Annotated in this window: 11 protein-coding genes; 6 read left to right on the top strand and 5 right to left on the bottom strand. The window is 67.2% G+C overall.

Translation table 11 applies throughout. The features are described from left to right. The first annotated feature begins 70 nt into the window (after positions 1-70). Positions 71-757, top strand: a complete 687-nt coding sequence (locus VVR85_RS07365; protein WP_368520289.1) for a hypothetical protein — start codon at positions 71-73, stop codon at positions 755-757. On the opposite strand, the gene VVR85_RS07360 is transcribed toward VVR85_RS07365, so the two are convergent. The 5 genes from VVR85_RS07360 to VVR85_RS07340 all read right to left on the bottom strand — a co-directional run bounded on the left by VVR85_RS07360 (position 754) and on the right by VVR85_RS07340 (position 7,016). After that, the gene (locus tag VVR85_RS07360; protein ID WP_409338196.1) at positions 754-1,932 is read right to left on the bottom strand and encodes a PepSY-associated TM helix domain-containing protein; all 1,179 of its coding nucleotides are present in this window, start codon (positions 1,930-1,932) and stop codon (positions 754-756) included. The two genes, VVR85_RS07365 and VVR85_RS07360, sit on opposite strands and share 4 nt — an antisense overlap. A 276-nt stretch (positions 1,933-2,208) precedes the next feature. Next, on the bottom strand, positions 2,209-3,153 hold the full coding sequence (locus VVR85_RS07355) for a hypothetical protein (protein ID WP_368520288.1): 945 nt from the start codon (positions 3,151-3,153) through the stop codon (positions 2,209-2,211). A 249-nt stretch (positions 3,154-3,402) separates the two neighbouring features. Next, the gene (locus VVR85_RS07350) at positions 3,403-4,407 is read right to left on the bottom strand and encodes an HNH endonuclease signature motif containing protein (RefSeq protein ID WP_368520287.1); all 1,005 of its coding nucleotides are present in this window, start codon (positions 4,405-4,407) and stop codon (positions 3,403-3,405) included. Positions 4,408-4,596: 189 nt separating this feature from the next. Further along, positions 4,597-5,646, bottom strand: coding sequence for a CNNM domain-containing protein (locus tag VVR85_RS07345; RefSeq protein WP_368520286.1), 1,050 nt, complete (start codon positions 5,644-5,646; stop codon positions 4,597-4,599). Beyond that, positions 5,646-7,016 carry a hemolysin family protein gene (locus VVR85_RS07340; protein WP_368520285.1) on the bottom strand — a complete coding sequence of 457 codons (1,371 nt, stop codon included), beginning with the start codon at positions 7,014-7,016 and terminating at the stop codon, positions 5,646-5,648. Before VVR85_RS07340 ends, VVR85_RS07345 begins: the two co-directional genes overlap by 1 nt. A 165-nt stretch (positions 7,017-7,181) precedes the next feature. Here VVR85_RS07340 and hemW point away from each other — a divergent pair, with 165 nt between their 5' ends. The 5 genes from hemW (at position 7,182) to VVR85_RS07315 (ending at position 12,333) form a co-directional block, all read left to right on the top strand. Next, the gene (gene hemW / locus VVR85_RS07335) at positions 7,182-8,321 is read left to right on the top strand and encodes a radical SAM family heme chaperone HemW (RefSeq protein ID WP_368520284.1); all 1,140 of its coding nucleotides are present in this window, start codon (positions 7,182-7,184) and stop codon (positions 8,319-8,321) included. 10 nt (positions 8,322-8,331) lie between these two features. After that, positions 8,332-9,363 carry a heat-inducible transcriptional repressor HrcA gene (gene hrcA / locus VVR85_RS07330; protein WP_368520283.1) on the top strand — a complete coding sequence of 344 codons (1,032 nt, stop codon included), beginning with the start codon at positions 8,332-8,334 and terminating at the stop codon, positions 9,361-9,363. Between the two features lie 85 nt (positions 9,364-9,448). Continuing rightward, positions 9,449-10,606, top strand: a complete 1,158-nt coding sequence (gene dnaJ, locus VVR85_RS07325; protein ID WP_368520282.1) for a molecular chaperone DnaJ — start codon at positions 9,449-9,451, stop codon at positions 10,604-10,606. Further along, on the top strand, positions 10,606-11,340 hold the full coding sequence (locus tag VVR85_RS07320; RefSeq protein WP_368520281.1) for a 16S rRNA (uracil(1498)-N(3))-methyltransferase: 735 nt from the start codon (positions 10,606-10,608) through the stop codon (positions 11,338-11,340). Before dnaJ ends, VVR85_RS07320 begins: the two co-directional genes overlap by 1 nt. 9 nt (positions 11,341-11,349) lie before the next feature. Beyond that, the gene (locus VVR85_RS07315) at positions 11,350-12,333 is read left to right on the top strand and encodes a PhoH family protein (protein ID WP_368520280.1); all 984 of its coding nucleotides are present in this window, start codon (positions 11,350-11,352) and stop codon (positions 12,331-12,333) included.

Below are 12,333 nucleotides of genomic sequence, written 5' to 3'. Positions count from 1 at the left end.
AAGTCAGCAAGCGTCAACGGTAAGTCTCAACCTTTACTTCAGGATTGGGTTTGTTCGCGGAAAGGACGATATGCACAAACTGGCTGCTGAATTGCGCCACCGCGAATTGACGCAGGAGATCTACAACATCGGCGACGAGGTGGCCGAGTACATCGAGCACCTCATCGAGGCGCTGGAGGACTGGGACGTCGAGCTGGTCGTGGACTGCGTGGCCGAGCTCGACGACATTATCGCCGACGCCCGCGTGGACGCCGGCCGGTGCGTGGGCGAGCTCATCGGCCTGCGCCAGGCGCTGGTCTCCGGGGTGCGCTCCGGGACCATCTCCGCGGCGGCGTCGGGGGAGTTCGACGTGGCCCCGCCGGCCGGGCTGACGGCCGCGCGCCTGGAGGCTGACTACGCCGTGGCGGGCCCGCCGGTCGACGTCCACCAGCTGGCCACCGCGCTTAACGCCCGCACCCGGGCGACGGCCGAGAACCTGCGCGAACAGGTCGACTACGTCCTCGCGCAGACCGATGCCGTGGCGCGCAACCTCGACATGGTCTCCCTGCCGCACCTGTACAAGCGCGTGGGACAAACCGTCGGCGTGGCCTTGCAGGCCTGGCAGCACTGCGTTGCCGATGCCCACCCCGGCTACGTCCGCGCCATGCGCGGGCACAACCCGCCGCCGTTTTTGGAAGAGCGCGCCCGCGTCCAGGCCGTCGTGGCCAAGGTGGCGGCCAAGCGCGCCGCCCAAAAGGCGAGCAACGCTACCGCTTAGGGCTTAACTAGACTTCCTTCCTTCTGGTCTGAGGGAAGGGCCGACGCCGTTGGATTCCCTCTCCAGCGGCGTTTCATTTTCCACTGGTCGACGGCGATAAACAGCACCAGGGTCGCGCCGAACAGCGGCAGGAAGGTGCCCGCCGTCGCCACAAAAAGCCCGACGATGGCCCACTCGCCCCAGCTCAGCTGCGGGTGGCGGCCCGGAATCCGCGTCGGGCGGCGCTTGAACCACATCGCGTAGCCCGCGCCGATCATCACCGCGATGGCGACCGCCGAGGCCAGCAGCAGGATCTGCAGCGGCAGGCCGAACATGATGCCCATGTGCAGGTAGGTGCCCCACGAGGTCAGCTTCGAAAACAGCGGCAGGTCGCTAAACGGCAGGGAGGCGGTGACGGTCTGGGTGGTCGGATCGACGGCGACGGCATCGGAGGCCAGGCGCCAGGGCACCCAGCGCTCGGCGGCCTGCCAGCCGTGGGCGGTGTCCTCGCCGGGGAAGAGGCGCAAGGGGCCGGTCAGCCCGGCATCGCGGGCGGTGCGCCAGACCCCGTCGGCCTGGTCGGCTACCTCCGCGTCGAACCACTGGCCGGCGACGACGGGCGGGTTAGGCAGCGCGGTATCGACCGGGTCGGCGCTACCGCGCAGGGCGCTAATCGTCGTTGCCACGTTGGCCCCGGCGACATTCGACCAGGTGATGCCGGTCGCGGACAGACCGAGCAGGACCACCAGCAGCCAGGTGCCTAGGGTGCCGTGCAGGCGCAGCAGGCCGCGGCGGCCGGACCACGTGGTGCGCGGGCGGCGGTAGCACAGCCAGATGGCCAGGCCGCCGAGGGTGACGAACAACATCCAGGACACCGCCAGCTCCGAGTACAGGGCGCCGACATCGCCCAGGTGGAGCGACTTGTGCAGCTGGGAGAACCAGTAGCGCACGGGCAGCTCGCCCACGCCCGAATAGGACGGCTGCGCGCCCAGCACGTGGGAGTCGTAGGGGCTGACGAAGACGGCCAGCAGCCGGGACTCGCCCAGCGCCGGGTCGGCGACTAGCACGCGGGTGGTGTCCGTGGCGGCATCGGCCGGCCAGACCTGTTCGACGGGGAAGTCCGGGTAGGCCGCCTGGGCGGCGCGGACTTGGTCGCTGAGCGGCTGGGGTGGGGCATCGCTGGCGCTGACGTGCAGCAGATCGCGGTAGACGACGTTCTCGATCTGCGGGGCGGCGGCATAGCCGCCCCGCTGATGGCCGCGACCAGGATGAACGGTGCGATGAAAAGCCCGGCGTCGAAGTGCAGGCGTTTGGTCAGGGCCCGAGGCCCGTGTTGATAAAGTTCACGCGAGTATCCCTTGTGGAAGGAAGAAACGGTTAAGGACAAGGAGTATCGCGTCTGCAGCCGGAAACTCTTCTAAGAAGTCGTTATCGATTCCCGAAAAGTTCCCGGTTGTTGAAAATTGGTGCGTTTAGGCAGCGTGCGCGCGGAAATTACCTGGCGACTTCAGGTGGCTCAGCAGCAGGGCCTCCGTCCGGCGCGGGTGCTCGGTGAGGTCTTCGAAGCGCAGCCTGAGCGGGCGGTAGGCGGCGTGGCGGAGGGCATCGTCGCGCTGCTGCAGTGCCGAGGCGTGCAGCCGACTGGTCCCGCACGCCGGGTCCTCGACCTCGATGGCGAGCCAATTGTTTAGCAGGATGCCGATGAGCGCCCCCGTGCTGGCGAACGTGCATAGCTTCATGTCGTTGAGGTGGGGCCGCAGGAGCCCGGAGGCGAGGATGAGCGCGCGGGCGTAGGACTCGCCCACGTGGCGCACCGACGGGTTCGACAGCTCCGCCACGCGGCGGGCGACCTGGATGTTGCGGGCCTTGCCCAAGAATTGGATCTCGCGGCGGAAGTCGGTGGGGGTGACGCCGAGGGCGCGGGCGGCATCGCCGGCGATGAGTCCGGAGAGGAAGCCGTGGAAGCGCGCCACGTCGACGACGGCGCGGGCGGCGTTAACGCAGCGGATGCCGTCGATGATGTCGTACTGGTTCATCCGCGTCTTGCGGAACATGATGCCGGGGATTTGCCGGTCGTGGGGTGGGAGATTGTGTTTGGTCAGTGACATCTCAGTCGGCGCGTTGGCCGCCGGTCCGGCCACCGGCAAACGATGCATATGCGCCGCCGCCGCAGAAATCGCCACGGCGCTGTAGGAGCTCCGGCCCGCGGCGATGGCGCGCAGGCGGCCCTGCTCCTGGTGGTCGAGGGAGTGGAAATAGCGCGCGGAGACGGCGAAGCGGCCCGCGACGCGCAGCAGCGCCCCGGTTTCGAGGCGGTGCCAGACGTAAGGGTGGTCGCTGCGGGTCTTGGAGAGGTTGATTAAAGCGTTGCTGTGGTCGGGTGCGGGCGAGCGGAAATACTGTGGTGAAAAGTTCATGGTTCCTAGCCTCGCGGGCTACCCTCCCCCGCGGAAGGGACCCCACCCGCCGCCTGTGGACAACTTGAGTGTTCGTGTGCGGTTTGTCACCTCTGCGCCCGCGCGGAGGCACATTTCTGTGGATAACTCGCGATTGGGCACGCCGAGTAGGCGCTACGGACGTGGTCCGTGGTGCCTTTCGCGTGTTTTGGCTGGGTGTGTTCCTTGGGTTTGCGGCTGCCCCCCGTCTCAGTCGTCCGCCGTCAGCCGTTAGGTGCCGCCGCCCCAGGGCGGGTCCCATGTCACCTTGCCGTGTCTTCGGTTGACCCTGCCGTGTCTGGGGTAGGTGGGGTCGTCGTCGTTCCAGGAATTATGGAACTCGCACAACAAGGTGAGGTTCTCCTGGTTGGTCTCGCCGCCGTCTACCCAGGGGTGGATGTGGTGGACCTGGCACTCATCGGCCGGCTTGCGGCAGTTTGGCCAGGCACAGGTGGTGGTCTCGGCCTTGGCCATGTCCTTCTGCTTGGGTGAAGCATGGCGCTGGTAGCGGTATTGGTTGACCGGCCCGCGCCTAGGATCCACCAGGGTGGCCAGGCCCGCGTCCCACAGGCATTGGCGGACGTATTCGGCACCCGTCATGGTGGTCCCGTTGGTCAGCTGCAGGGTGATCTCATCCCCGTCACCGGACAGGATACGAACCCAGTCGGGCAGGGAGATGACCACGTGCGTGGCCTTCGGCTGCTTGTTCAAGCCGCCGCTGAAAAGGGCCTCGACGTCGGAGATGGTCTTAATCGAGGCCCAGAGGTTTTCCACCAGCTCCGGGTCCCCGGTCACCGAAAACGTGCTGGGGCCGTCTTTGCGGCGGGTGACCCGCACGCCTTCGGCCGGCGGTGCCGGGCGGTTAAGCTCCAGGACCTTCTTGTTGGCTAGGCGTCGTAGTTGTTTGGTGGTGCCGGGGGTGTTGCACAGTTCGATGAGCATGGCCCAGGCCTCGCCCTGGTTGCGCACCCGGCGGAAGGCGTTGTCTAACACCAGCAGGGTATCCAGGTGGTGTCCGGATTCTGCGGCACCCCGGCGGGCGGCGTCCTGCTTGCGCGTATACGTCGTGTGCCTGAAGAAAGTCTGGCACGCGCGGTAGTGCGCGGCGGCGGCAACGTCGGACATGACAGCCTTCAGGGCAGGCAGGCTCAACTCGCGGCACAGGCCCAAATACTGGATCCCGTCCGCGAAGATGGAGTGCGCTGCTTTCAAAGTGTCCATGGCTGTCGTCGTCATGCCCCACACGCTAGAAGCACACGTCAACCCCCACAAGGCCCGAAAACCCAATCTGTGGATAACTCGGAGCACAGTAACCATCCTGCACGAGGCCCGAAACAGCAGAAAACGCCCATTTTGCGGCGCGACCTGCGAAAAAGACCCGCAGCCTAGGAATGTACCCAGGCTGCGGGAAGGCGGGTAGAACTGTTACTTGGTCTCGGTGACCTGGTCGAGCTTCTCGGCGATCTGCGGCCACAGCTGGCCCATGATGTCGTCCCAGGTCAGCACCCACATGGCGTTGTCCTTGTCGGCCCGGCCGACGACCACGAGCTGCTCGTTGCGGGCGCGCATGTGGTCCAGCGTGTGCTGCACGGTCGTGGCGCCGGCAACGGTCAGGCACGGGCGCGAGAACTCGAGCACCGGGGTCTCCGGGTCGGCGAGCAGGGTGTCGCGGACGTGGACCAGGCGCGGTACGCGGGAGGACTTGCCGAAGACGAGCACGCGCATGATGTCCTTGCGCAGCACCAGGTCCTGCAGCTCGCGGACGGTGGTGTCGCTGGGCATGGGGACCACGGCGGAACCGTGCTCGCGGGCGAGCTCGGCGACGGTCGAGGACTCGAGCTCGATGACGCCGGTGATTTGGGAGGCGGATTCGTCGTCCATGGCGCCGGTCTCGCGGGAGTGCTCGACCAGGCTACGCAGGGTCTCGACGTTGTAGCCGGCGGCCGCGGCGCGGTCGACGGGCTCCTCGCCGGCCAGCTTCACCAGCCTGTTGGCCATCCGGTTGATCCAGGCCAACAGCGGCCGGAAAATCCAGATGAAGGCGCGGGCGGGGATGGCGATGAGCCGCAAAGCGGTCTCCGGGTGGGTGATCGCCCAGGACTTCGGGGCCATCTCGCCGATGACCAGGTGCAGGAACGTCGCCAGGAACAGCGCGACGATAAACGCCACGATGTCGGCCACGCGCGCGGGCATGCTCAGCGCCTCGAAGACGGGCATCAGCAGGTGGTGGAACCACGGCTTGGTGACCGCACCGAGGATGAAGGTGGCGGCGGTGATGCCGAGCTGGGAGCCGGCGAGCATCATCGTCAGCTCGTTGAGGCTGCGCAGGCCGGCGCGGGCGCTGCGGGAGTCCTCGGCCATCTCCTCGAGGCGGTTGCGGCGCGCGCCCAGCAGGGAGAACTCGATGACCACGAAGAACGCGGAGGCGATGATGATGACGATCGTCACCAGCAGATTGAAAACCCAGTTGTCCATTACTTCTCCTCCTCCCGGTACTCTTCGACGAGCTCGAGCGCCAGGCTAGAGGGCACGTGCCGGTCGATCTCCTCGACGCGTACCTTGAGGTGGCGCAGTGGGGCATCGTCAGCGTCGACCCAGTCCTCGGGCTCGGCCTCCAGGTCGATGGTGTGGACCTCGCCGGCCTCAACCAGCGCGCCGGTCTGGGACATCAGCAGCCCGGAGATGGTCTCGTAGTCGCCCTCGGGCAGGTCGTGGCCGATGGCGCGCTCGACCTCGTCCAGCGGCGTGTCGCCGTCGACAATCCAGTGGTTCTCGCCCTGCTCGGTGATTTCCTCGGATTCCTCGATGTCGTGCTCGTCGGTGACATCACCCAGGATTTCCTCGGCTAGGTCCTCGAGCGTAACGATGCCGACAAACCCGCCGTATTCGTCAATTACGCAGGCCAGCTTCTGGTCCTGGCCGCGCAGCTCGGAGACGAGATCCGGCAGCGGCATCATCTCGGGCACCACGACGGGCTCGCGCATGACGCGGGTGACCGGGGCATCGGCGGCAAGCTCGGAGCCCAGGACGTCCATGAGGTGGACGACGCCGATGGGGTTGTGTTCCTCGTCGACGACGGGGTAGCGGGTGTGGTTGGCGGCCATGAGCGCGCGGACCTCGCCGAGGGTGGTCTCCGGGTCGACGGCGTCGGCGCGGGAGCGCGGGATCATCGCGTGCTCGACGTCGTGCTCGGGGAAGTCCAGCAGGCGGTCGAGGACCATGTAGGTGTCCTGGTCCAGGTCACCGGCCTCGTGGGAGGCGTCCACGATGGACTCGAAGTCGTCGGTGGTGGCCGAGGAGTCCACGTCGTCGACCGGCTCCACGCGGAACAGGCGCAGGATGGCGTTGGAAGAATACTCGAAGAAGTGGATGATCCAGCCGAAGATGCGCAGGTACCACTGCGTGGACGCGGCCAGGAAGCGCGCCGACTTCATCGGCGCGGCGATGGTGTAGTTCTTGGGGAACAGCTCCGCGAAGAGCATGCTGGCGATGGTCGACAGCGCCAGCGCGACCACGGTGCCGACGGTGACGGAGACCGCACGCGGCACGCCGACGCCGCCGAGCAGCACGCCTAGGGCCTCGCCAACCAGCGGCTCGGCGACGTAGCCGATGAGCAGGCCGGAAATCGTAATACCCAGCTGCGCGCCCGAGAGCATGAAGGAGGTGCGCTCGGTGATGTGCAGGGCCCGCTGGGCGGTTTTATCCCCGCGGGCGGCCGCGGTGCGAAGCTGCGTACGATCGACCGACATGAACGCGAATTCCTGCGCGACGAAATACGCGTTGGCCACAATGATGAGAGCGATGACCACGATGCCCGCTAAGAGCATCAAAGCTGCGGACCACATGGTTTAGACCCCACCGCCTAGATACAGGTAGCGGGGACATCGACTGGGAGGTTCCACCAAAGTAGCCTTTCTTTCCTTGGGGACGGGGATTTTTTACCTTCTTAGACTACATGTATAACCGCCCTGACCCCCAAGTTTGTTCCCGCTTTCGCTAGGCTGATGCCCATGCAGGATTCCTTTGGGCTCTACATCCACGTCCCGTTTTGCGCCACACGCTGCGGGTATTGCGATTTCAACACGTATACGCCCGGGGAACTGGGCGCGCCTAATTCGCAGGCCAGCTACCTCGACGCCCTGGATAAGGAGCTCGAGCTGGCCGCAGCTCGGGTCCAGCGCCCGGCGGAGACGGTCTTTATCGGCGGCGGCACCCCGTCGCTGCTGGGCGCGGATGGTTTGGGCCGGGTGCTGGACCGCGTGCGCGCGACCTTCGGCCTGGCGCCAGGCGCGGAGGTGACCGCGGAGTCCAACCCGGAGTCGACGGACCCGGCGTTTTTCGCCGGCCTGCGCGAGGCGGGCTTTACGCGGGTGAGCCTGGGGATGCAGTCGGCATCGTCGGCCGTGCTGGCGGTGCTGGAGCGCGCCCACACCCCGGGCCGGGCCTTCGACGCGGCCGCCGAGGCCCTGGCCGCCGGCTTCGAGCACGTGAACCTGGACATGATCTACGGCACGCCGGGCGAGACCGACGACGACGTGCGCGCGACCCTGGACCGCGTGCTGGCCACGGGCGTGGACCACGTCAGCGCCTATTCGCTCATCGTCGAGGACGGCACCCGCATGGCGCGCAAGGTCAACAAGGGCCAGCTGCCGGCCCCCGACGAGGACGTTCTGGCCCGGCGCTACCAGCTCATCGCGGGCGCGCTGGAAGAGGCCGGCTACGGCTGGTACGAGGTCTCCAACTGGGCGAAGCCGGGTGGGGAATGCCGCCACAACCTCATCTACTGGCGTGACGGCGACTGGTGGGGTGCCGGCCCCGGCGCCCACTCCCACCTGGGGAAGACCCGCTTTTTCAACGTCAAGCACCCGGCCCGCTACTCCCGCCTGCTTGCCGATGCCACCTTGCCCATCTCCGGCGAAGAAACCCTCACCGACGCCGACCGGCACACCGAGGCCATCATGCTGGGCCTGCGCCTGGCCGAAGGCATCCCGCGCGACTGGGTGTCGCAGGCTGCCGACGAGGTGGTGGGGCGGCATCGGCAGCGCGGGCTGCTGACAGAAGCCGACGGGCGGTTGAAGGTCACGGACGCCGGCCGCCTGCTGGCGGACGGGATTATCACCGATATCTTGGTGGCCGAAGACCGCGGGTAGGCTTAAAGGCATGTCTAGCACTACTGATGCGCGCCGCAAGGAAGTCCTGCGTGCCATCGTCGCGGACTATATTGCCAGCCAGGAACCGGTGGGCTCGAAAACCCTGCTGGAGCGCTACCAGCTGGGGGTATCATCGGCGACCATCCGCAACGACATGGCGGCGCTGGAATCCGAAGGCCTTATCACCCAACCGCACGCCAGCTCTGGGCGCGTGCCCACGCAGAAGGGCTACCGTCTCTTCGTGGATGCCATCCACGACTTAAAACCTTTGAGCTCCTCGGAGCGCCGCGCCATGCTCAACTTCCTGGAAGGCGGCGTGGACCTGGAAGACGTGCTCTCCCGCTCGGTGCAGCTTCTGGCCCAGGTCACCAAGCAGGCCGCGGTGGTGCAGATGCCGAACCTGCAGGTCTCCCGCGTCAAGCACTGCGAGGTCGTGGCGCTGAGCCCCGTCCGCCTGCTCTTGGTGTTGATCACGGATACCGGCCGGGTGGACCAGCGCAACGTGGCGCTGGATTCGGTCATCGACCCGGACCAGACGCATCGGCTGCGCGAGCTGCTCAACAACGCCTTGGCGGGCAAGACCATCACGGAGGCCTCCCAGTCCCTGGCCGACCTGGTGGACGTCGCGCCGGTGGACATGCGCGTGCACGTGCTCAACAGCGCCACGACGCTGATTGAGACCCTGGTCAACCAGCCGGCCGACCGCCTGCTGCTGGCCGGCACCTCCAACCTGACCCGCCTGGCCCGGGACTTCCCGGACGGCCTGCCGGGCATTATCGATGCCCTCGAGGAGCAGGTCGTCTTCCTCAAGCTACTGGCGCGCGTGCCGGATATGGGCAACGTCTCCGTGGTCATCGGGGACGAGCACGAGGCGGATGCCCTGCGTTCGTCGTCGGTGGTGACCACCGCCTACGGCACGGACGGCGAGACGCTGGGCGGCCTCGGCGTGGTGGGACCGACGTTTATGGATTACTCGGGAACAATCGCTAAGGTTTCTGCTGTTGCACGCTATGTCAGCGAAATTCTGGCCGGGGAGAAATAGCCGTTCCGGCGGCTAGTAGGCTGGAAGGCCGCTACAGATTTTTTAAAAACCCCTAACGACTAAGCAAGTAAGGACGCAATTTACCGTGGCTCGTGACTATTACGGCATTCTGGGCGTGGACAAGTCCGCGTCCGACTCGGAGATTAAGAAGGCCTACCGCAAGCTCGCGCGCAAGTACCACCCGGACGTGAACCCGGGCGACGACGAGGCGGCGGAGAAGTTCCGCGAAGCCTCCCTGGCCCAGGAGGTCCTGCTGGACCCGCAGAAGCGCCAGATCGTGGACATGGGCGGAGATCCCATGGAGCAGCGCGGCGGCGGTCCCGGTGCCGGCGCGGGCGGCTTCAGCGGCTTCGGGGGCGGCGGCCTGGGCGATATCTTCGCCGAGTTCTTCGGCGGGGCGGCCGGCGGCTCCCGCGGCCCGCGTTCGCGCGTGCAGCCGGGCAACGACGCCCTACTGCGCACCAGCATCACGCTGGAGGAGGCCTTCACCGGCCTGCAGAAGCAGGTCACCGTGGACACCGCCGTGCTCTGCGACAAGTGCGAGGGCTCCGGTTCGGAGTCCAAGGCCAAGCCGGTGACCTGCCCGACCTGCTCCGGCGCGGGCGAGATCCAGGAGACCCAGCGCAGCTTCTTGGGCAATGTCCTTACTTCGCGCCCGTGCCCGCAGTGCCAGGGCTACGGCGAAATCATCGAGGACCCCTGCAACCACTGCGGCGGCGACGGCCGCGTGAAGAAGCGCCGCGATTTGAAGGTCAATATCCCGGCGGGTATCGGCAACGGCATGCGCATCCGCATGGCCTCCCAGGGCGAGGTCGGCCACGGCGGCGGCCCGGCCGGCGACCTTTACGTGGAGGTGAACACCCGCCCGCACAAGGTCTTCGAGCGCGACGCCGACGACCTGCACGTGACCCTGCGCGTGCCCATGGTGGATGCCGCCCTGGGCACCCAGGTCAAGCTGCCGCACCTCAATGGCGAGGACGTCACCGTGGACGTGGCCGCCGGTACGCAGCCGGGCGAGGCCATCGAGATCCCGGGACAGGGCATGACCCGCCTGCGCACCGAGGGCGCGGGCAACCTGTACGCCCACGTGGACGTGGTCGTCCCGCGCAACCTGGACAAGAAGACCCGCGAGGCGCTGGAGAAGATCCGCGACCGCCAGAACGACACCGCCACCGTCAAGGAGGAGGGCGACGGCCAAGACGAGTCGCTGTTCTCCCGCCTGCGGGGCCACTTCCGCCGCTAATGTCGCTGCCCGTATTCATCCACCCGGACCTGAGCGGGGCCGAGGTGGGCCAGCAGGTACACCTCGACGGGCCGGAGGGCCGCCACGCCGTGACGGTCAAGCGGCTCAAACCCGCCGAGCAGCTCGAGCTTATCGACGGCACCGGCCGCGTGGTCACCGCCGAGGTCACCACCACCGCCGGCAAGGACCAGCTGGACGCCGCCGTCACCGCGGTGCGCGCAGAACCCGCCCCGGAGCCCAAGGTGGTCGTCGTGCAGGCCATCCCGAAGTCGGAGCGCGCGGAGCTGGCCGTGGATCTGGCCACCCAGGCCGGCGCGGACGAGATCATCGCCTGGCAGGCCGACCGCTGCGTGGCCAAGTGGGAGGGCAAGAAGATCCCGAAGGCGCTGGCCAAGTGGGAGGCCGCGGCCCAGGCGGCGGCCAAGCAGTCCCGCCGGGCCCGCATCCCGCAGGTTCACGGACCGGTCACCACCGGCGAGCTGACCCAGCTGCTGGCCCAGGCCGATCACGCCTTGGTCCTGCACGAGGAGGCCACCCGCAGCATCCGCGCGGCCCAGCTTTCCGGCACGGTCTTTCTGCTGGTGGGCCCGGAAGGTGGCATCGGCAGCGCGGAGCTAGAACGCCTGACCCAGGCCGGGGCGCAACCTATCAAGTTGGGACCGCAGGTGCTGCGGACGGCATCGGCAGCCATGGTGGCCCTGGCGGCTATCGGGGCGTTAACCGAGCGCTGGTAGCCTATGGGCGTGGCTATTGATACCCAAAAAATTGAGCTCGACCCGGTTTATGTCAACGCCGTGCTGGGCACGGCGGATACGACGCTGCGCGTGCTCAACGACCAGCTGGATGCCGATCTCTTCGCCCGCGGCACCACGGTGACCGTCACGGGCCCCGATTTTGAGATCGCCCGGGCGGTCAAGGTCTTCGACGAGCTGGAGGCCATCGCCCGCCGCGGGCACGCCATCTCCCCGGAGACGGTCAAGCACACCGTGGCCATGATCGAAACGGAAGCGCCGCTGTCGGTCAGCCAGGCGCTGGCCGCGGACATTATCTCGCGGCGTGGCAAGACCATCCGGCCGAAGACGGTGGGGCAGAGCCGCTACGTGCAGGCGATCGATGATCACACGGTGGTCTTCGGCATCGGCCCGGCCGGCTCCGGCAAGACCTACCTGGCCGTGGCCAAGGCCGTCCAGGCGCTGCAGAACAAGCAGGTCCAGCGCATCATCCTGACCCGCCCGGCCGTCGAGGCGGGCGAGAAGCTGGGCTTTCTGCCCGGCACGCTGAACGACAAGATCGACCCCTACCTGCGCCCGCTCTACGACGCGCTGCGGGACATGCTGGACCCGGAGATGATCCCGAAGCTGATGGACGCCGGCATCATCGAGGTCGCCCCGCTGGCCTATATGCGCGGCCGCACGCTTAACGATGCCTTCGTCATCCTCGACGAGGCCCAAAACACCACGCCCGAACAGATGAAGATGTTCCTGACCCGACTGGGCTTTGGCTCGACCATCGTGGTCACCGGCGACGTCTCCCAGGTGGACCTGCCGCGCGGGCAGGTCTCCGGGCTGAAGGTCGTGCGCCGCATCCTGGACGGGGTGGACGACATTTATTTCGCGGATCTCGGTTCCCACGACGTGGTGCGCCACGCGCTGGTCGGGCGGATCGTCAATGCTTACGATGCCTACGATGCCGCCCGAGAATGCGGCCGCCAGAAGCAGGAGGGCTAG

It is taken from the genome of Corynebacterium sp. LK2590 (genome assembly GCF_040946105.1).
Classification (GTDB): Bacteria; Actinomycetota; Actinomycetes; order Mycobacteriales; family Mycobacteriaceae; genus Corynebacterium.
The sequence above is the reverse complement of the archived record's forward strand: the minus strand, read 5'-3'. Positions and strand labels throughout refer to the sequence as shown.